The sequence below is a fragment of the Burkholderia singularis genome (genome assembly GCF_001718875.1).
Taxonomy (GTDB): Bacteria; Pseudomonadota; Gammaproteobacteria; order Burkholderiales; family Burkholderiaceae; genus Burkholderia; species Burkholderia singularis.
The window spans coordinates 3584316-3602816 of the sequence record NZ_CP013448.1 but is presented as its reverse complement, the minus strand read 5'-3'; the positions used below and the strand labels follow the sequence as shown (position 1 = coordinate 3602816).

At 64.8% G+C, this 18501-nt stretch carries 20 protein-coding genes; 14 read left to right on the top strand and 6 right to left on the bottom strand.

Annotated features, from left to right (window positions below; all coding sequences use genetic code 11):
* Positions 1-16 precede the first annotated feature (16 nt).
* Positions 17-1789 carry a phosphoenolpyruvate--protein phosphotransferase gene (gene ptsP, locus AQ611_RS15895; RefSeq protein ID WP_059518018.1) on the top strand — a complete coding sequence of 591 codons (1773 nt, stop codon included), beginning with the start codon at positions 17-19 and terminating at the stop codon, positions 1787-1789.
* Positions 1790-2109: 320 nt separating this feature from the next.
* On the opposite strand, the gene AQ611_RS15890 is transcribed toward ptsP, so the two are convergent.
* From AQ611_RS15890 to gpmA, 3 genes are all read right to left on the bottom strand, one after another.
* Complete coding sequence (locus tag AQ611_RS15890) at positions 2110-2868, bottom strand: HesA/MoeB/ThiF family protein (protein ID WP_069235034.1); 759 nt, start codon at positions 2866-2868, stop codon at positions 2110-2112.
* 122 nt (positions 2869-2990) lie between these two features.
* Positions 2991-4559 (bottom strand): S41 family peptidase, encoded by a 1569-nt coding sequence (locus AQ611_RS15885; protein ID WP_059517675.1) that lies wholly within the window; start codon positions 4557-4559, stop codon positions 2991-2993.
* Between the two features lie 284 nt (positions 4560-4843).
* Positions 4844-5593 carry a 2,3-diphosphoglycerate-dependent phosphoglycerate mutase gene (gene gpmA / locus AQ611_RS15880; RefSeq protein ID WP_059517677.1) on the bottom strand — a complete coding sequence of 250 codons (750 nt, stop codon included), beginning with the start codon at positions 5591-5593 and terminating at the stop codon, positions 4844-4846.
* Between the two features lie 140 nt (positions 5594-5733).
* Here gpmA and AQ611_RS15875 point away from each other — a divergent pair, with 140 nt between their 5' ends.
* The 5 genes from AQ611_RS15875 to AQ611_RS15855 all read left to right on the top strand — a co-directional run bounded on the left by AQ611_RS15875 (position 5734) and on the right by AQ611_RS15855 (position 8703).
* Positions 5734-6141 (top strand): rhodanese-like domain-containing protein, encoded by a 408-nt coding sequence (locus AQ611_RS15875; RefSeq protein WP_059517679.1) that lies wholly within the window; start codon positions 5734-5736, stop codon positions 6139-6141.
* A gap of 11 nt (positions 6142-6152) precedes the next feature.
* Positions 6153-6419 carry a glutaredoxin 3 gene (gene grxC / locus AQ611_RS15870; RefSeq protein ID WP_059517681.1) on the top strand — a complete coding sequence of 89 codons (267 nt, stop codon included), beginning with the start codon at positions 6153-6155 and terminating at the stop codon, positions 6417-6419.
* 110 nt (positions 6420-6529) lie between these two features.
* A complete protein-coding gene (gene secB / locus AQ611_RS15865; RefSeq protein WP_059517683.1) occupies positions 6530-7003 on the top strand; it encodes a protein-export chaperone SecB in 474 nt (157 codons plus the stop codon).
* Between the two features lie 50 nt (positions 7004-7053).
* Positions 7054-8052 carry an NAD(P)H-dependent glycerol-3-phosphate dehydrogenase gene (locus tag AQ611_RS15860; RefSeq protein ID WP_069235033.1) on the top strand — a complete coding sequence of 333 codons (999 nt, stop codon included), beginning with the start codon at positions 7054-7056 and terminating at the stop codon, positions 8050-8052.
* 123 nt (positions 8053-8175) lie between these two features.
* Entirely contained in the window at positions 8176-8703 is a 528-nt protein-coding gene (locus AQ611_RS15855) for an O-acetyl-ADP-ribose deacetylase (protein WP_069235350.1), read from the top strand.
* 53 nt (positions 8704-8756) lie between these two features.
* Here AQ611_RS15855 and AQ611_RS15850 read toward each other — a convergent pair whose 3' ends face one another.
* The 3 genes from AQ611_RS15850 to AQ611_RS24870 all read right to left on the bottom strand — a co-directional run bounded on the left by AQ611_RS15850 (position 8757) and on the right by AQ611_RS24870 (position 11314).
* Positions 8757-9680 carry a class I SAM-dependent methyltransferase gene (locus tag AQ611_RS15850; protein ID WP_069235032.1) on the bottom strand — a complete coding sequence of 308 codons (924 nt, stop codon included), beginning with the start codon at positions 9678-9680 and terminating at the stop codon, positions 8757-8759.
* Between the two features lie 175 nt (positions 9681-9855).
* Positions 9856-10326 carry a tRNA (uridine(34)/cytosine(34)/5-carboxymethylaminomethyluridine(34)-2'-O)-methyltransferase TrmL gene (gene trmL, locus AQ611_RS15845; RefSeq protein ID WP_059517688.1) on the bottom strand — a complete coding sequence of 157 codons (471 nt, stop codon included), beginning with the start codon at positions 10324-10326 and terminating at the stop codon, positions 9856-9858.
* 70 nt (positions 10327-10396) lie between these two features.
* Positions 10397-11314 (bottom strand): ComF family protein, encoded by a 918-nt coding sequence (locus AQ611_RS24870; protein WP_083237341.1) that lies wholly within the window; start codon positions 11312-11314, stop codon positions 10397-10399.
* An 82-nt stretch (positions 11315-11396) separates the two neighbouring features.
* Between AQ611_RS24870 and AQ611_RS15835 the strand changes: the two genes are divergently transcribed.
* The 8 genes from AQ611_RS15835 to AQ611_RS15800 all read left to right on the top strand — a co-directional run bounded on the left by AQ611_RS15835 (position 11397) and on the right by AQ611_RS15800 (position 18447).
* Positions 11397-12362, top strand: coding sequence for a methyltransferase domain-containing protein (locus AQ611_RS15835; RefSeq protein WP_069235031.1), 966 nt, complete (start codon positions 11397-11399; stop codon positions 12360-12362).
* A 269-nt stretch (positions 12363-12631) separates the two neighbouring features.
* Positions 12632-13108: a DUF2244 domain-containing protein gene (locus tag AQ611_RS15830; protein ID WP_059517694.1), complete on the top strand. Its 477-nt coding sequence runs from the start codon at positions 12632-12634 to the stop codon at positions 13106-13108.
* Between the two features lie 47 nt (positions 13109-13155).
* Positions 13156-14748 carry a cytochrome c oxidase subunit II gene (coxB, locus tag AQ611_RS15825; protein ID WP_069235030.1) on the top strand — a complete coding sequence of 531 codons (1593 nt, stop codon included), beginning with the start codon at positions 13156-13158 and terminating at the stop codon, positions 14746-14748.
* A 43-nt stretch (positions 14749-14791) separates the two neighbouring features.
* Positions 14792-16399, top strand: coding sequence for a cytochrome c oxidase subunit I (gene ctaD / locus AQ611_RS15820; protein ID WP_059517699.1), 1608 nt, complete (start codon positions 14792-14794; stop codon positions 16397-16399).
* A 74-nt stretch (positions 16400-16473) separates the two neighbouring features.
* Positions 16474-16614, top strand: coding sequence for a cytochrome oxidase small assembly protein (locus AQ611_RS15815; protein ID WP_069235029.1), 141 nt, complete (start codon positions 16474-16476; stop codon positions 16612-16614).
* Between the two features lie 22 nt (positions 16615-16636).
* Positions 16637-17239, top strand: a complete 603-nt coding sequence (locus AQ611_RS15810; RefSeq protein ID WP_059518024.1) for a cytochrome c oxidase assembly protein — start codon at positions 16637-16639, stop codon at positions 17237-17239.
* A 20-nt stretch (positions 17240-17259) separates the two neighbouring features.
* Positions 17260-17460 (top strand): DUF2970 domain-containing protein, encoded by a 201-nt coding sequence (locus tag AQ611_RS15805; RefSeq protein ID WP_059518026.1) that lies wholly within the window; start codon positions 17260-17262, stop codon positions 17458-17460.
* A 129-nt stretch (positions 17461-17589) separates the two neighbouring features.
* Positions 17590-18447 (top strand): cytochrome c oxidase subunit 3, encoded by an 858-nt coding sequence (locus AQ611_RS15800; RefSeq protein WP_059517702.1) that lies wholly within the window; start codon positions 17590-17592, stop codon positions 18445-18447.
* Positions 18448-18501: the final 54 nt, after the last annotated feature.

Sequence of the window (18501 nt, the reverse complement as noted above, 5' to 3'; positions counted from 1 at the left end):
TCTTTAGGAGGTGCGCGTGTCCTTCACGCTGCAGGGCATTCCCGTTTCAAGAGGTATCGCGATCGGACGCGCGTATCTGATCGCGCCGGCGGCGCTCGATGTCGCGCATTATCTGATCGAGGCCGACCAGATCGACGCCGAGGTGGCGCGCTTACGCGCGGCGCTGGGCGCCGTGCGCGGCGAACTCGATGCGCTGCGCGCCGACTTGACTCACGATACGCCGAGCGAAGTGGCTGCGTTCATCGACGTGCACGCGATGATTCTCGGCGACGCGATGCTCGTTCAGGAAACGATCGATCTGATCCGCACGCGCCGCTATAACGTCGAATGGGCGTTGACCGAGCAACTCGACGTGCTTGCGAGTCACTTCGACGACATCGAAGACGAATATCTGCGCGAGCGCAAGGCCGATATCGAACAGGTGGTCGAGCGGGTGCTGAAAGCGCTCGCGGGCGCGCCGTCGGCTGCGCAGGCGCTCGACAAGGCGGCGAAGAGCCGCGACGAGATGATCGTCGTCGCGCACGACATCGCGCCTGCCGACATGATGCAGTTCAAGACGCAGTCGTTTCAGGCATTCGTCACCGATCTCGGCGGGCGCACGTCGCATACGGCGATCGTCGCGCGCAGCCTCGGTATTCCGGCCGCGGTCGGTGTGCAGCATGCGAGCGCACTGATTCGTCAGGACGATCTCATCATCGTCGACGGCGACGCCGGGATCGTGATCGTCGATCCGGCGCCGATCGTGCTCGAGGAGTATTCGTACCGGCAATCGGAAAAGGCGCTCGAGCAGCGCAAGCTGCAGCGGCTGAAGTTCTCGCCGGCGCTTACGCTGTGCGGCGCGAAAATCGACCTGCTCGCGAACATTGAGCTGCCCGACGACGCGAAAGCGGCCGTCGATGCGGGCGCGGTCGGCGTCGGCCTGTTCCGCTCCGAGTTTCTGTTCATGAATCACAAGAACCAGATGCCGGAGGAGGAAGAGCAGTTCGCCGCGTACAAGCGCGCGGTCGAACTGATGCAGGGCAAGCCCGTGACGATCCGCACGATCGACGTCGGCGCGGACAAGCCGCTCGACGCGCACGACGAAGGTTACGAGACCGCGCCAAACCCGGCGCTCGGCCTGCGTGCGATCCGCTGGAGCTTGTCGGAGCCGCAGATGTTCCTCACGCAGTTGCGCGCGATGCTGCGCGCATCGGCGTTCGGGCAGGTGAAGATCCTGGTGCCGATGCTCGCGCACGCGCAAGAGATCGATCAGACGCTCGACCTCATCAACGAGGCGAAACGCCAGCTCGATGCGGCGGGGCTGGCCTACGATCCGAACGTGCGCGTCGGCGCGATGATCGAGATTCCGGCCGCGGCGATCGCGCTGCCGTTGTTCCTGAAGCGCTTCGATTTCCTGTCGATCGGCACGAACGATCTGATTCAGTACACGCTCGCGATCGATCGCGCGGACAACGCGGTCGCCCATTTGTACGATCCGTTGCATCCGGCGGTGCTGCATCTGATCGCCTTCACGCTGCGCGAGGCCAAGCGCGCGGGCGTGCCGGTATCGGTGTGCGGCGAGATGGCGGGCGATCCGGCGCTCACGCGGCTGCTGCTCGGCATGGGGCTCACCGAGTTCTCGATGCATCCGAGCCAGTTGCTCGTCGTCAAGCAGGAGATCCTGCGCGCGCATTTGAAGGCGCTCGAGAAGCCGACCGCGGACGTGCTCGCGGCATTCGAGCCGGAGGAAGTGCAGGCGGCGTTGCAGCGGCTCGCGAGCGCGGAGCCGAAGGCGGACGTCGCGGCTTGAGGGTGGGCTGGGCATGCATGGCGTAGGCGTCGTGTGCCTGACGCAGGCTCGCCGGGCTTCGGCGTGATCGTCGCGCGCACCGGCGAGTATCGTGATTCCCGCGATAGTGGCCGATGGTGGCGACTGCCGGGATTGCCGCGGGTGACTGCGGCTCGGTTGACTGTCTGCGTGGTGGGCTATCGGCATCGTCGCGCCGGCTTCGCGGCAGCGTGGTTATCGCGCGATGTGCCAAAGCGTGCACGGTGTGCCGCGTTGCTTGCGTTGCGTCGGCACGCTCGCGTGCACTGACCGATGACCGACGTGGCGACGCGCGACCCGCGTCAGTGCGTGCCGCCCGCGCCGCATACCGCGCAATCCGGCTGCCGCGCGATTCTCATCGTGTTCCATTCCATGCGCAGCGAATCGAGCATCATCAGCCGGCCGGTGAGCGTCGTGCCAATGTTGCCGATCACGCGCAGCGCCTCGGCCGCCTGCATCGCGCCGATGATGCCGACCGTCGGTGCGAACACGCCCATCGTCGCGCATGCCACTTCCTCGAACGGCTGATCCTCCGGGAACACGCACGCGTAGCACGGCGAGTCCGGATCGCGGAAATCGAACGTGCTGATCTGCCCGTCGAAACGCAGCGCAGCGCCGCTGACGAGCGGCACGCGGTGCGCGACGCAGGCGCGGTTGATCGCGTGGCGGGTCGCGAAGTTGTCGGTGCAGTCGAGCACGACGCTCGCGCGCGGGACGTGCGCCTTCAGCCACGCATCGTCGACGCGCTCGGCGAGCGCGTTCACCTTTACGTCGGGATTCAGGCGCGCGAGCGTGTCGCGCGCCGATTCGACCTTCGTGCGGCCGACCGACGCCGTCGCGTGCAGGATTTGCCGCTGCAGGTTCGTCAGATCGACCGTGTCGGCGTCGACGATCGTGATCGTGCCGACGCCGGCCGCGGCAAGATACATCGCCGCGGGCGAACCGAGGCCGCCCGCGCCGACGACAAGCGCGTGCGCCTCGAGAAAGCGCTGCTGCGCTTCGATACCGATTTCGTCGACGAGGATGTGGCGCGAGTAGCGCAGAAGTTGATCGTCATTCATGGTGGGCGGGCGCGAGGGCGGAGAACCGGTGTGGGCTTATTTTAGGCGCGCAAAGAAAACGGGCCATCGCGGCGGCTTGCCGCGATGGCCCGTGTGCGGGCCGGATGCTTACACGCTGCGGCTTACTGGGGCGCCGACGCGGGCTTGGGCGCCGTTTTCGGTGCCGCTTTGGCCGCCGACGCGCCCTTGGCCGCCGAAGCTGCCGTCTTGCCGGCCGCGTCTTTCGAGGCCGCGCTATCGGCGGCGAGCATCTTCGACTGCTGGAACGGCTTGCCTTCGAGCTTGTTGAGCGCCTGCTGCATCATGAAATCGTCGGCGCTGCCGAACTCCACCGGCTTGCGGTCGCGATCCTTCTGCCGCTCTTCAGGCGTCTTCTTGTCGTTCTGCTCCTCGAGGATGCGCAGTTGCTCCATCCGGCGCTGTTCGCGTTCCTCGAGTTCCTTCTTCTCGTTCGGGTCCTGCGTGTTGGCGAGATGGTTCGTGTAATCGACCTCGCGCGTGACGAGCGCGTCGTCCGGATCGCCGTCCGCGAATTGATCGACCGGGATGTCCGGCACGATGCCCTTGTTCTGGATCGAGCGGCCGCTCGGCGTGTAGTAGTACGCGGTCGTCAGGCGCAGCGCGCTGTCCGCGGTCATCGGCCGCACCGTCTGCACCGAGCCTTTGCCGAACGTCGCCTTGCCCATGATGGTCGCGCGGTGCGCGTCCTGCAGCGCGCCCGCGACGATCTCCGAGGCCGACGCCGAATACGCGTTGGTCAGCACGATCATCGGCACGGTCTTATAGATCGCCGGCAGATTTTTCAGCGGATCGGTATCGAATGTCGGCAGACGGTAGTTGTCGAAATTGTCGCGGTAGACCTGCTTCGAATCCGGGATCTGGCCGTTGGTCGACACGACGACGGAATCCGGCGGCAGGAACGCGCCCGCGACGCCGACCGCGCTTTGCAGCAGGCCGCCGCCGTTGTTGCGCAGATCGAGAATCAGGCCCTTCAGATTCGGCTGCTGGCGCGCGATGTCCTCGAGCTTCGCGGCGAGATCGGGCGTGGTGCGCTCCTGGAAGCTCGTGATGCGCACATACGCGTAGCCCTGATCGAGCAGCTTCGCCTTCACGCTCTGCACCTTGATGATCGCGCGCGTGACCGTGACGGGGAACGTGCGATCGTCGCTTTTGCGGAAGATCGTCAGCGTGACCTTCGTGCCCGGTTCGCCCCGCATCTGCTTGACGGCCTTGTCGAGCGTCATGCCGCGCACCGGGCGATCGTTGATTCGCGTGATCAAGTCGCCGGGGCGGATGCCGGCGCGGAACGCGGGGGTATCCTCGATCGGCGAGATCACCTTGACGAGCCCGTCTTCCTGCGAGATTTCGATGCCGAGGCCGGCGAAGCGGCCCTTCGTCTGTTCCTGCAATTCCTGGTAATCGGTCTTGTCGAGAAACGACGAATGCGGATCGAGGCTCGATACCATGCCCTTGATCGCGGCGGTCAGCAGTTTCTTGTCGTCGACGGGCTCGACGTATTCACGCTTGATTTGCCCGAACACTTCGGCGAAGAGGCGCAACTGATCGAGCGGCAGCGGCGCGGCGACCGACGTTGCGGCCTGCTCGGCCGATGCGGAAATCTGCAGCGTCGCGAAGACGCCGGTTGCGAGGCCCGCGGCAATCAGGCCGATGTTCTTCAATTTCATACGCATAGAGTTGGGTACGATCGGAAAGCGCTTGGCTGTCGCGGGAGCAACGGGACGAGCGAACGACGGTCAAGTATAACTGTTCGCCCGGATGCCTTGTGGATCGGGGCGAAACGGGATGCGGCGGTGAATTCGACCGCGCCGCGGCGCACAGGTTCGCCGCGGCGCGGCACGGGCGGACAGTATTTTGCGTGGCCGAGGCGGCGTGCGTGCGCTGCGCCACCGTTGGCCGTGTGCGCGGCGCCGGCTTGCGTGGGCTCGCGCCGGTTTGCCCGCGCAGCTTACGCTTATTACGCCTGCGCCTTGCCCTGCTGGGCGACGGCCGCCTGCGCTTTCGCGATTGCGTCCTGGTCGCCGAGATAGTAGTGCTTGACGGGCTTCAGGTTGTCGTCGAGTTCGTAGACGAGCGGCACGCCGTTCGGGATGTTCAGGCCAACGATATCGGCATCGGAGATACCGTCGAGATACTTGATCAGCGCGCGCAGCGAATTGCCGTGCGCGGCGATCAGCACCTGCTTGCCGGCCTTGATCGCCGGGGCGATCGATTCGTTCCAGAGCGGCAGCACGCGCGCGACCGTATCCTTCAGACATTCGGTGAGCGGCAATTGCTCGCGCGGCACCTTCGCGTAACGCGGATCGCCGTATGGCGCGCGCTCGTCCGACGCGTCGAGCGCGGGCGGCGGCGTATCGTAGCTGCGGCGCCAGACCAGCACCTGCTCGTCGCCGTACTTCGCGGCGGTTTCCGCCTTGTTGAGCCCCGACAGCGCGCCGTAATGGCGCTCGTTGAGCCGCCACGAATGGACGACGGGCAGGTACATCAGATCCATCTGGTCCTGCACGTGCCAAAGCGTGCGGATCGCGCGCTTGAGCACCGACGTGTAGGCAATGTCGAACGTGTAGCCGGCCTCCTTGAGGAGCAGGCCGGCCTGTTGCGCTTCGCGGTTGCCTTGTTCGGTCAGGTCGACGTCAACCCAGCCGGTGAAGCGGTTTTCCTTGTTCCACGTCGATTCGCCGTGGCGGATGAGAACGAGCTTGTACATGGATGCTTGCGGTCGGTAGTGAGGAAGCGGTAAGCGGATGCGGCCCCTCGCGGGACGGTATCGTAGACAGGAGGTTATTTTATAATGGCGGGATTGTCCTGATTCGATTTCTCAGTTTTCTCTTTTCCGACGGATTTTCCGTGACGTTCTTCACCGATTACACGAATCTCGCGCTCATCGCGATCCTGGTGGTTTCCGGCGGCCTGCTTGCATGGCCCGCGTTCAAGCGCGGCGGCGGCGGGCTGTCCGCCGCCGAGGCCACTCAATTGATCAACCGCCGTAACGCGATCGTCGTCGATCTGCGCGCGGCGGCCGCGTTCGATGCGGGGCACCTGCCGTCCGCGCGCTCGATCGCGTTCGACGAACTCCAGACGAAAGTCGGCCAATTGTCGAAAAACAAGGGTACGCCGGTGCTGCTCGTGTGCGAGAACGGTCAGCAATCGCACAAAGCGCGCAAGCTCGTCGAGCAAGCCGGTTACCAGGACGTTCATGTGCTGCAGGGCGGCCTCGCCGCATGGCAGCAGGCCGGCATGCCGGTCGTCAAATAAGGAGTGGCGAAGTGAACAAAGTGGTCATGTACAGCACCCAGGTGTGCCCGTATTGCATCCAGGCCGAGCGGCTGCTCAAGCTGCGTGGCGTCGAGCACATCGAGAAGGTGCTGGTCGACAAGGAGCCGGCGCGCCGTGCGGAAATGATGGAACGCACCGGCCGCCGCACGGTGCCGCAAATCTATATCGGCGACACGCACGTCGGCGGCTACGACGATTTGTCGAAGCTCGATCGCGAAGGCGGCTTGACACCGCTTCTCGAAACCGCTGCCGCTTGATCCTCGCAGCGCGGTGCGCCGCCGCACGACGGGCGGCGCACGACCTTAGCATGACCATACCGGGCGGCCGGAGGGTTCCGGCCGCCACGATTATTTTTTAGGGAACCACCATGTCCGACGTCGAAAATCAACCGTTCTTCAACATCCAGCGCATCTACCTGAAAGACTTGTCGCTCGAGCAGCCGAATTCGCCGGCGATTTTCCTCGAGCAGGACATGCCGTCGGTTGAAGTCGAAGTCGACGTGAAGGCCGAGCGCCTTGCCGAAAGCGTCTACGAGATTGCCGTGTCGGGCACCGTCACCGCGAAGGTCCGTGATAAGGTCGCGTTTCTGATCGAGGCGAAGCAGGCCGGTATCTTCGATATCCGTAACATCCCGGACGACCAGATCGATCCGCTGTGCGGGATCGCATGCCCGACCATCCTGTTCCCGTACCTGCGCTCGAACATTGCCGATGCGATCACGCGCGCGGGCTTTCCGCCGATCCATCTTGCCGAGATCAATTTCCAGGCGCTGTACGAGCAGCGTCTCGCCCAACTCGCGCAACAACAAGGCGGCGCGCCGAACGGCTCGACGCTCAACTGAGCGCGGGCAAGCGTCATGAACGACCGGCTCGCGCGCAACCGGTGCGCAGCATGAAGGTTGCGGTTCTGGGCGCGGGCGCGTGGGGCACGGCACTCGCCGCGCATCTCGCCGCGCGGCACGACACGCTGCTTTGGGCTCGCGATGCCGCGCTTGCGGCGGAGCTTGCCGCGCGGCGCGAGAACGTCCGTTATCTGGGCGGCGTCGCGTTGCCGCCGGCGTTGCGTTACGGCGCCGATCTCGCCGAGGCGTTCGCGCATGCGCAGGCGGATGACGCGCTGTGCGTGATCGCCGCGCCCGTGGCCGGGCTGCGCGCGTTGCTTCGCGAGATGCACGGCACCGGCCGTGCGCCCGCGCATTTCGTCTGGGTTTGCAAAGGTTTCGACGCCGACACGCGACTGCTGCCGCATCAGATGGTGGCCGGCGAATTGCCCGCGCACGCGAGCCACGGCGTGTTGTCGGGGCCGAGCTTCGCACGCGAGGTCGCTCAAGGGCTGCCTGTCGCGTTGACTGTCGCGAGCGCGTCTGCCGCGTGCCGCGAGCGCACGCTCGCCGCGTTTCATCATGGCGCGATGCGCATTTATACCGGCGACGACGTCGTTGGCGTGGAGGTCGGCGGCGCGGTGAAGAACGTGCTCGCCATCGCCACGGGCATTGCCGATGGGCTCGGTCTCGGTCTCAATGCGCGCGCGGCGCTCGTCACGCGCGGGCTCGCCGAGATGTCGCGGCTCGGCGTCGCGCTCGGCGGCCGGGCCGAGACGTTCACGGGGCTGACCGGCCTGGGCGATTTGATCTTGACCGCCACGGGTGATTTGTCGCGCAATCGGACGGTGGGCATGCAGCTTGCGGCAGATCGCTCACTCGACGACATCCTCGCGGCGCTCGGGCACGTTGCCGAAGGCGTGCGATGTGCGCGGGCGGTATTGTCGATCGCGCAAGAGCGCGGCGTCGAGATGCCGATCACCGCGGCAGTGTGCGCTGTGCTGTTCGACGGTGTCACGCCGTGCGATGCGGTGAGCGGATTGCTGCGCCGGGACGCGAAAGCGGAGTGAGGGCGGCGCGAATCAAACGCGGCCCGGGTTGGGCCGCGGTCTGTAATCGATGAATTGACCGGCGGCGACGCGGGCGCGCAGGCTTGTTTATCTGGCGTTCACGCGCTGTGGACGGAGAACGTGATGCCGATCATCGGTTCAACGTTTGTCGACGCAAGCATCGTCGATATCACGACACTTCCGCTCGATGCGATCGTCAACGCGGCAAACGAGTCGCTACTGGGCGGCGGCGGCGTGGACGGCGCGATTCATCGCGCGGCAGGGCCGGCGCTCGTGGCGGAATGTGCGACGTTGGGCGGTTGCGCGACGGGCGATGCGAAGCTCACGCGCGCGTACCAATTGCCCGCGAAATATGTCGTCCATACGGTCGGCCCGGTATGGCGGGGCGGCGGGCATCGAGAGGCCGAGTTGCTCGCGTCGTGCTACCGGCGCTCGCTCGAAGTCGCGGCCGACGCGAGATGCGTGTCGATCGCGTTTCCTGCGATCAGTTGCGGCGTCTATCGCTTTCCGCCGGATGCCGCGACGGCGATCGCCGTGCGCACGGTGAGCAACGCGCTGTCGTCTGGCGCGCGTTTTCAGCGCATCGTATTTGCGTGCTTTTCCGACGACATGCTGGCGCATTATGCAGCCGAGCTCGCGCGGCTCAAGTGAGATCGAGGGGCGCCGCTGCCCGCCGTCGTGCGCGGTCAGCGGCGCGGGTTCGTCTATACCGGCTTGCGCGCCACGACGGTCGGAAACATCCGGCCGCGATCGTCGGCGAATCGGATCTCGGCAAAGCCGGCTCGTTCGAGTTGCGTCCGGGTCTGCGCATGCGTGCGGAAAACATTCCATTTCACGCCGAGCACGTGCACGAACAACGTTTGTTGCAGTGCGAGCGCATCCGGCGTGGTCACGCTCAGATCCCAGGGCGATTCATCCGATAGCGCCGGCGGCGGCGTCAGAAAGCTCGTGATCAAATGACCGCCGGGCTTCAGTGCGTCGAAGAACCGGCGATACAGCGCGATCACGCGGTCTTCGTCGGGTTCGTAGATATTGAGGCCGTTGCTCGTCAGCGCATCCACCTGCGCATGCAGACCCAGCGACCACGCGTCGCCACGGCGTAGCGACAGCCGATCGGTCAAGCCGCGCTCGGTTGCCAGCGCCCAAGCACCATCCAATGCGCGCGGGTCGAGATCGATGCCGAGCAGCTTTATATCGTCATAGCCGCTGTGGTCGAGCAGCAGCAGATCGCCCATCCATCCGCATGGCACGGACGCGAGCGTGATGCCAGGCTTGAGTAGCGCTTGCAGTTCCCGGCGAAAGACGCCGAAGCGTTCGCGCGTGGCAAGCCCGGCGGGCAGACGCTCGAATAATCGATATTCGAGATCGGTTGTCGCGCCCGGTTTCAACGTGCCAGGTTCGTAGGTCACGAGACGATGTGTCCACTCACCGTCGAGCCCGCGATTGACGAGCAGGAAGCGTCCGAATTCGAATGTGGCGAGCTGCTCGACCAGCGCGAGCTGCTGGCCGAGCATCGCGGCCGGAAGATCGTCCTGTGCGCGCAAGCGGGCCTGGATCGTGGCGATGGCGGATTCGACGGTGTGATCGGAACCGGTGCGATGGGAAATCAATTGATTGGCGCTGTTCATTGCGATGATGACCTCATCTCGTTGAGTGCCGTAACGATCATAGAAAGCGAGTCGATCAACCGAAAGCCGACGTTGCGACGGCCTAACCTGCTTTGGCGCGGAACTCAGGCGACGCTGCCGAAACCGATTGATTGACCACCATCCGGCGGCAATTGGCGGTCGATGCTGCGTTTCATCACGCACCGCCTTCGAATCCCGCCTGCCGCCACGCCTCGAATACGACCACCGCAACGGTATTCGACAGATTGAGGCTGCGGTTGCCCGGCCGCATCGGCAGCCGCACGCGCTGGGGTGCGGCAAATCGTTCGACCAGCTCGGCGCGCAGCCCGCGCGTTTCCGAGCCGAACACGAACCAGTCGCCCGGCGCGAACGCCCGATCGTGAAAGCGTCCCGAGCCGCGCGTCGTGAACGCGAACATCCGTGCGGGGTCCGGTGCTTCGGCGGCGACGAATGCGTCCCAGTTCGGATGAACTTGCATTTGCGCGTACTCGTGATAGTCGAGCCCTGCGCGCCGCATTTTCGCATCGTCGAGCGGAAAGCCGAGCGGCTCGATCAGATGCAAGCGTGCGCCCGTATTCGCGCACAGGCGGATGACGTTGCCGGTGTTCGGCGGAATTTCGGGTTCGACTAGGACGACGTTGAACATGATTCGATCGATGTTTGCTGGTGAGCGCCTGTTGCGGCTCCGTGTTTTCCGACGGCGCGAGGTGGCGCCGTCAATCCTTCGCGGTGCGCAGCGCGACGAAATTCGTCACGCGGCGCGCGCCCGCGTCCTTCAATGCGCGCGCGATCGCGTCGAGCGTCGCGCCTGACGTCATCACGTCGTCGACGATGCCGATGTGCAATCCCGTCACCGGCCGCGCGATTGCGAACGCAGCCGCGACGTTCATGCGCCGCGCGTCATAGGCGAGCCGCGATTGCGGCGCGGTGTCTGTGACGCGCGCGACCAGCGTCGGGTCGGCCCGCACGCACAATGCCTGCGCGAGCGGTCGCGCGATTTCCCATGCCTGGTTATAGCCACGCTCGACGAGACGCCGCGCCCCAAGCGGCACAGGGGCGATCGCGTCGAGCGGCGGCGCGTCGTCGAGCGCGTCCGACGCAAGCCGTGCGAGCCGCGCGCCGAATTCGCGGCCGAGCGCGAGATGCGCGCGGAACTTCAGTTCTAGCGCAAGGCCGTCGAGCGGCGCGCGGTAATCAGCGAGCGCGAGCGTTGCGTCGAATCCCGGCGGGGCGTTCGCGCACGCGCTGCAGTAATAGCGCGCGGCGCGCGGCGGCCGCGCTTTTTCCGGCGCGTTCGTGGGTGGCCGCGCGAGCGCCGCTTGCAGCGGTTGCGCGCGTGCCGAGGTGCCCGTGCCGTGCGGCGAACTTGCTGCCGGCAACGCGTGCGCAGCGCGCCACGTCTGCATGTCATGACGCATGCGCTTGCCGGCGAGCGGGAGCGCACAGCGCGGGCAGCGCAGCCGTGCTTCGTTCCAATAGGCGTCGTCGCACCACGCGCAAATCGTCTGGTGTGACAAATTGCCGCACAGCGCGCAGCGGTTCGGCAGCGCGGCGGCAACAAGGCGCGCGAATAGACCGGCCGCACAGATCCTCGCCACGCGGATGCTGCGTCGCAAAATCGCACGGTCGGCCATCGTCGGCTCCTGTCCAAGGCCGCTTCGCTGAACGCCGCGAAGCGAGCGAGTATACTTCGGGCTCTTCGCCAGTGTGCTCCAAATGTCCCCAGCTCCCGCACAAACCGGCCGTCCGGCCGATGACCCGCGGCGTTTGCGGCAGATCTTCGATCGCCGCGCCGCCGGATTCGGCGCCGTGTCGTTTCTGCCGCGCGAGATCGCGCAGCGCATGCGCGAGCGTCTCGATTACATCAAGATCAGTCCCGCGAGCGTGCTCGACGCGGGCTGCGGCACGGGCGACGACCTGCCCCTGCTGCGCGCGCGCTTTCCCGAGGCGCCGGTGTTCGGTGTCGACGTGTCCCACGGGATGCTCGCGCGCGCGGCCGAGCGCGATGCCGCCGATACCAACTGGCGCCGCTTCCTCCCCGCGACGCTTGCCAAGGCGCTCGGCCAGCGCGGCCCGCGCGTCGCGCAGGCCGATTTCTCCATGCTGCCGTTTGCCGGCGGCGCGTTCGATCTTCTCTGGTCCAATTGCGCTTTGCATTGGCATGCGCGTCCTGATCTCGTGCTGCCCGAATGGCACCGTGTGTTGCGTGTCGATGGGCTGCTGATGTTCAGCACGCTTGGGCCCGATACGCTGCGCGAGCTGCGCGCGGCGTGGGCGGACGCGGCTCGCGCAGTCGACGCGGCCGCACCGGCGCGCATCGTGGATTTCGTCGATATGCACGATTTGGGCGACATGCTCGTCGAAAGCGGTTTCGAGATTCCGGTGATGGATCAGGAGGTGCTGACCGTCACCTACAAGTCTCCCGCTTCGCTGCTCGCGGATGTGCGCCGCTGGGGCGCGTATCCGTTCGAACGCGACGAGGCGTCGGCGCGGGCGTCGCGGCGGCTGCTTGCGGCGCTGCACGATGCGCTCGATGCGCGTCGGCGCGACGATGGCACGATCCCGCTCACCTTCGAGGTGATCTACGGTCACGCGTGGAAGGCGGCGCCGCGCACGACGGCCGAAGGCTACGGCATCGTGCGTGTGCAGGACATCGGAAAAGGGCGTTCGAAGCGCCCGTGAAAGTGCGTTTGAGGGGGCGCGCAGCGGGTCGTGCGCAGCCGGGAAACATTGGGCAATGCACAGCCCGCACGGATGGAAAGCGTCCTCCGAAATGGCCGGAAAGCTTGTCGCGCTTGGCTCGCCGGGCATCGCCGCTTGCTTGTGGATGACTTTGAACCCGCCTATAATGCGACAGTTTGTCGTCCTGGGGGTGTCCCACAATACCGGTCGGACGGCGCTTTGACGAGCAGTTGGAGCCAAGCATCAGACGTCGTTCGCGAGAGGCAGCGATGGAAGCAGCGGAAGGTTTGCCGGATGCCGAGCCGGTCCTGAAGGACTGGTTGATGAAACGCAACTGCTCGGTGTCGCCGCGTCAGTTCGTGACGTTCTATGTCTCGCTCGCCGCATGCTCGCTGATGATTGCGGTCCTGTTGTTTTGGCGCGGAGCATGGCTCGTGCTGCCGTTTACCGGGATCGAGCTGTTGGCGGTAGGCGTCGCGTTTATCGTTTATGCGCGCCATGCAGTCGATTACGAGCGCATCCGGCTGTTTCGTCACCGGCTCATCATCGAGAGGATGAGCGCGGAGCGGCTGACGCAGATCGAATTGAACCCGGACTGGGTGAGGGTCGAGCCGGGCGAGTCGCCGTGCGATCCGATCAGGTTGGTATCGCGTGGCGAAGCGTTCGTGATCGGGCAGCATCTTGCGCAATACCGGCGCGCTCAGTTTGCGCGCGAGCTACGTGCATCGTTGATGCGCGGTGGCTGAAACGGGTGGCCGGTGTAGCGGGCGGCCTGCGGCGGGGCAGGGTTTGAATGGAAATTTTGGGTAAGGAAGCTATGAAAACAATCAAGCGAGCCCTCACGGGCGTGCTGGCATGCAGCGGGCTGCTCTTCGCCGGTGCCGCTGCGGCGGTCGGCGACAGCCCGGGCGGCCCCCGCGTCAACGAGATCAATCTCCAGCCGCCCGTGACGAAGATTGCCGAGGAGCTTTACGACCTTCACACGATGATGCTGATCCTCTGTACGGTGATCTTCGTCGGCGTGTTCGGCGTGATGTTCTATTCGATCTTCGCGCACCGCAAATCGAAAGGCCACAAGGCCGCCAATTTCCACGAAAGCACCACGGTCGAAATCATCTGGACGATCGTGCCGTTCATCATCGTCGTGCTGATGGCGCTGCCCGCGACGAAGGCCGTCGTCGCAATGAAGGACACGACGAACGCCGATCTGACGATCAAGGTCACCGGTTACCAATGGAAGTGGGCGTATGACTACGTGAAGGGTCCGGGCGAAGGCATCGGCTTTTTGTCGACGCTGACGACGCCGCGCAGCGAGGTCAACGGCCAGAAGCCGATTTCCGATACCTATCTGCAGGAAGTCGACAATCCGCTCGTCGTGCCGGTTAACAAGAAGATTCGCATCATCACGACCGCGAACGATGTCGTCCATTCCTGGTATGTGCCCGCGTTCGGCGTGAAGCAGGATGCGATTCCCGGCTTCGTGCGCGACACGTGGTTCAAGGCCGACAAGGTCGGCACCTACCGCGGTTTCTGTACCGAGCTGTGCGGCAAGGAGCATGCGTACATGCCCGTCGTCGTCGAGGTGCTGTCGGACGACGATTACGCGAAGTGGGTGAGCGCGCAGAAGGCCAAGCTCGCCGCGGGCGCGGTCGATCCGAACAAGGTCTATACGCGCGCCGAGCTGATCGCGCACGGCGAGGAAGTCTACAAGGCGAACTGCGCGGTGTGCCATCAGCCGAACGGCAAGGGTCTCGGCGCATTCCCGGCAATCGATGGCGGCCAGATCGCGAACGGTCCGATCGCCGCGCACGTCGAGCGCGTGCTGAAGGGCAAGGGCGCGATGCCGTCGTGGGCGTCGCTGTCGGATCTCGACATCGCGTCGGTGATCACGTTCGAGCGCAATTCGTGGGGCAACCATAAGGGCGACTCGCTGCAGCCGAAGCAGGTGGCCGATGCGCGTAACGGCAAGTTGCCGGAGGACAGCGCGCCGGCCGCGGGCGAGGCCGCCGCGGCACCCGCCGCCGAAGCCGCATCGGGCGCGTCCGCACCGGCGCAGCAGGCTCAAGCCCAGGCGCTGCCGGCTGCGATCTACTTCGAGATCGGCAAGAGCGAGCTGCCCGCGGACGCGAAGGGCGCGATCGCCGCAGCCGTCGATTACGCGAACGCACATCCGGACGCGAAGCTCGTGCTGTCGGGCTATACCGACAAGACGGGCTCGGTCGCGACGAACGAGGAGCTGGCGAAGCATCGTGCGCAGGCGGTGCGCGATGCGCTGAAAGCCGCGGGCGTCGCCGAAGCGCGCATCATCATGAAAAAGCCGGAAACGATCACGGGCGGGGCGGACGCGAAGGAAGCCCGGCGGGTCGAGATCGGCCCGGCGGCTTGACGTGTCGCTGTGTTTGTCGACGTATTCGCATTAGGAGATTCTCATGTCTAGCATCGGGCACGACGTAACCGCGGGCCACGCGCACGACGACCACGCGCACGAAACGCCGCACGGCTGGCGGCGGTGGCTGTATGCCACCAACCATAAGGACATCGGTACGCTGTACCTGTTGTTCTCGTTCATCATGTTCCTGTCGGGCGGCGTGATGGCGCTCGGCATCCGCGCCGAGTTGTTCGAGCCGGGGTTGCAGATCATGCGTCCGGAGTTCTTCAACGAACTCACGACGATGCACGGCCTGATCATGGTGTTCGGCGCGATCATGCCGGCGTTCGTCGGCTTCGCGAACTGGATGATTCCGCTGCAAATCGGTGCATCCGACATGGCGTTCGCGCGGATGAACAACTTCAGCTTCTGGCTGCTGCCGGTCGCGGCGGTGCTGCTCGTCGGCTCGTTCTTCGCGCCGGGCGGCGCGACGGCCGCCGGCTGGACGCTGTACGCGCCGCTGTCGACGCAGATGGGCCCGGGCATGGACTTCGCGATCTTCGCGGTGCACATCATGGGCGCGTCGTCGATCATGGGCTCGATCAACATCATCGTGACGATCCTGAACATGCGCGCGCCGGGCATGACGCTGATGAAGATGCCGATGTTCGCGTGGACCTGGCTCATCACCGCGTACCTGCTGATCGCCGTGATGCCGGTTCTGGCCGGCGCGATCACGATGGTGCTGTTCGACCGCCATTTCGGCACGTCGTTCTTCAACGCGGCGGGCGGCGGCGATCCGGTGATGTACCAGCACATCTTCTGGTTCTTCGGCCACCCCGAGGTGTACATCATGATTCTGCCGGCGTTCGGGATCGTGTCGCAGGTGATCCCGGCGTTCGCGCGCAAGCCGCTGTTCGGCTATAGCTCGATGGTGTACGCGACGGCGTCGATCGCGATCCTGTCGTTCATGGTCTGGGCGCACCACATGTTCGCGACCGGCATGCCGGTCACGGGCCAGCTCTTCTTCATGTACGCGACGATGCTGATCGCGGTGCCGACGGGCGTGAAGGTGTTCAATTGGCTCGCGACGATGTGGCGCGGTTCGATGACGTTCGAAACCCCGATGCTGTTCGCGATCGGCTTCCTGTTCGTGTTCACGTTCGGCGGCCTGACGGGCCTGATGCTCGCGATGGCACCGCTCGATATCCAGTATCACGGCACGTATTTTGTCGTCGCGCACTTCCATTACGTGCTCGTCGCGGGTTCGCTGTTCGCGCTGTTCGCCGGCTGGTATTACTGGTCGCCGAAGTGGACCGGCTGGATGTACAACGAAACGCGCGGCAAGATCCATTTCTGGGCGTCGATGATTTTCTTCAACGTCACGTTCTTCCCGATGCACTTCCTGGGCCTCGCCGGCATGCCGCGCCGTTATGCGGACTATGCGGCGCAGTTCACCGACTTCAACCAGGTCGCGACGATCGGCGCGTTCGGCTTCGGCCTCGCGCAGGTGTACTTCCTGTTCGCGGTCGTGCTGCCCGCCTACCGCGGCGGCGGCGAACTGGAGAAAGCAAGTGACAAGCCGTGGGATGGCGCGACGGGCCTCGAATGGACGATCCCGAGCCCGGCTCCGTTCCACACGTTCGAGCAGCCGCCGACGGTCGAGTAACGATTGGCCGGTAATCGCCGCTCGCGTCGCATGACGCGGGCGGCGGTTCCGATCGAAGCAATACGAACCTACGCATGACCCGGAATCCACAACAAAGACGCACGCCCGAGCAGATCAGCGCGGGCAACAAGCGGATGGGGCTGATCCTCGTGATCGTCGCCGCCGTCTTTTTTGTGGGTGCCGTCGTGAGGCAGTGGATTGCGTCCACGTCCTGACGCAGTACTTGAGGAAGTCGTGATGTCGAAGTCCGGCGCGCATGTCGATCGCGCGTTCAACCGGTCGATGCTGTTGAAGCTCGTCGTCGTGGCGGGGCTGATGTTCGGCTTCGGCTTCGCTCTGGTGCCGATGTACCGCGCGATCTGCCAGATCACCGGCCTGAACAACCTGCTGCAGCGCGACGTCAGCGCGAGCGAGGCGAAGAATACGCAGGTCGATTACAGCCGCAAGGTGTCGATCGAACTCGATGCGAACGCGCGTGGGCCGCTGGGCTTCAAGCCGAAGCTCGGCAGCATCGATGTGCATCCGGGCGAATTGACGACGGTTGTCTACGAAGTCACGAACGGCCAGGGCAGGACGGTGGTCGCGCAGGCGATTCCGAGTTACGCGCCGAAGCAGGCCACCGAGTTTTTCAAGAAAATCGAGTGTTTCTGCTTTACGCAACAGACGCTCGCGGCGCACGAGACACGTGACATGCCGGTCGTGTTCGTGATCGACCCGAAGTTGCCGAAGGACGTGAAAACGATCACGCTGTCGTACACGTTCTTCGAATTGAATGCGCCCGCGCCTGCTCGCGGTGCGGCGCAAGAGCCGGGCCGCGCTGCGGCGAAGCCCGCCGCGTAAGACCGAGGGAGGCGACGATGATGAGCGAAATGGGTAGAAAAGGCACATTCGCACAGTCGATGAAGGCGGTGCTCTGGTCGTTTTTCGGCGTGAGGCGGCGGCGCGATCTCGAGGCCGACGCGACGCAGTTGAACCCGCTGCACGTGTTGAGCGCCGCGCTGATCGGCGCGGCGATCTTCATCGCCGTGTTGATCCTCGTCGTACACGCGGTGGTGGGGTAGTCAATACGGATTGAGACGGCGCGCCGATTGCGCGTGCCGGGATGCAACAAGCGAGGCGGCGCCGCGTGCGTCGCCGAGAAATAAGCCGGAGCGTTCCGGAACAAATTGGACTGAAGTGGAGAATCAAGCATGACCGGTCAAAACGAGAGCCCGTACTATTTTGTGCCGCATCCGTCGCAGCACCCGATCAGCGCGGCCATCGGCCTGCTGGTCATGCTCGGATCGTTCGCGCTGTGGATCAACGGCGAGCCGTGGGCGCCCTTTACCGCGCTCGTCGGCCTGCTTTGGCTGCTGTTCACGCTGTATCACTGGTTTGGCGATGCGATCGGCGAATCGGAAGGCGGGATGTACGGCAAGAATGTCGACAAGTCGTTCCGCTGGAGCATGAGCTGGTTCATCTTCTCCGAAGTGATGTTCTTCGGTGCATTCTTCGGCGCGCTTTTCTACGCGCGTGAAATCGCCCTGCACCAACTCGGCAGCCTCGACTACAAGCTGATCTGGCCGGATTTCTCCGCCGTTTGGCCGAACGAAGGGCCGGCCGCACTCGCGGGCCATTTCAAGACGATGGGCCCGTGGCCGATTCCGACGCTGAACACCGCGTTGCTGCTGTCGTCGGGCGCGACGCTGACGGTGTCGCACCACGCGCTGCGTGAAGATCACCGGAACAAGGCGATCGCATGGCTTGCCGCGACGCTCGTGCTTGGGGTCTGCTTCTTGTTCCTGCAAGGTTTCGAATATTTCCACGCATACAACGAGTTGAACCTGACGCTCGGCTCCGGCGTGTACGGCTCGACGTTCTTCCTGCTGACGGGCTTCCACGGTTTCCACGTGTTCCTTGGCGGCACGATGCTCGCGGTCGTGCTGGTGCGGATGATCCGCGGTCACTTCAAGCCGGATCACCACTTCGCATTCGAAGGCGCAGCGTGGTATTGGCACTTCGTCGACGTCGTCTGGCTGGGTCTTTACGTCGTCGTCTACTGGCTGTAACGGAAACGGCCCGCGCGATGCCCGCGCGGGCTGCTGGCTTGATTTGCCGATGCG

Coding starts and splice junctions, on each gene's coding strand:
- AQ611_RS15890 (WP_069235034.1), bottom strand. CDS start 2,868: ATGAATGACGATCAACTTCTGCGCTACTCGCGCCACATCCTCGTCGAC.
- AQ611_RS15885 (WP_059517675.1), bottom strand. CDS start 4,559: ATGCGTATGAAATTGAAGAACATCGGCCTGATTGCCGCGGGCCTCGCA.
- gpmA (WP_059517677.1), bottom strand. CDS start 5,593: ATGTACAAGCTCGTTCTCATCCGCCACGGCGAATCGACGTGGAACAAG.
- secB (WP_059517683.1), top strand. CDS start 6,530: ATGTCCGACGTCGAAAATCAACCGTTCTTCAACATCCAGCGCATCTAC.
- AQ611_RS15860 (WP_069235033.1), top strand. CDS start 7,054: ATGAAGGTTGCGGTTCTGGGCGCGGGCGCGTGGGGCACGGCACTCGCC.
- AQ611_RS15855 (WP_069235350.1), top strand. CDS start 8,176: ATGCCGATCATCGGTTCAACGTTTGTCGACGCAAGCATCGTCGATATC.
- AQ611_RS15850 (WP_069235032.1), bottom strand. CDS start 9,680: ATGAACAGCGCCAATCAATTGATTTCCCATCGCACCGGTTCCGATCAC.
- trmL (WP_059517688.1), bottom strand. CDS start 10,326: ATGTTCAACGTCGTCCTAGTCGAACCCGAAATTCCGCCGAACACCGGC.
- AQ611_RS24870 (WP_083237341.1), bottom strand. CDS start 11,314: ATGGCCGACCGTGCGATTTTGCGACGCAGCATCCGCGTGGCGAGGATC.
- AQ611_RS15835 (WP_069235031.1), top strand. CDS start 11,397: ATGTCCCCAGCTCCCGCACAAACCGGCCGTCCGGCCGATGACCCGCGG.
- AQ611_RS15830 (WP_059517694.1), top strand. CDS start 12,632: ATGGAAGCAGCGGAAGGTTTGCCGGATGCCGAGCCGGTCCTGAAGGAC.
- coxB (WP_069235030.1), top strand. CDS start 13,156: ATGGAAATTTTGGGTAAGGAAGCTATGAAAACAATCAAGCGAGCCCTC.
- ctaD (WP_059517699.1), top strand. CDS start 14,792: ATGTCTAGCATCGGGCACGACGTAACCGCGGGCCACGCGCACGACGAC.
- AQ611_RS15815 (WP_069235029.1), top strand. CDS start 16,474: ATGACCCGGAATCCACAACAAAGACGCACGCCCGAGCAGATCAGCGCG.
- AQ611_RS15810 (WP_059518024.1), top strand. CDS start 16,637: ATGTCGAAGTCCGGCGCGCATGTCGATCGCGCGTTCAACCGGTCGATG.
- AQ611_RS15805 (WP_059518026.1), top strand. CDS start 17,260: ATGAGCGAAATGGGTAGAAAAGGCACATTCGCACAGTCGATGAAGGCG.
- AQ611_RS15800 (WP_059517702.1), top strand. CDS start 17,590: ATGACCGGTCAAAACGAGAGCCCGTACTATTTTGTGCCGCATCCGTCG.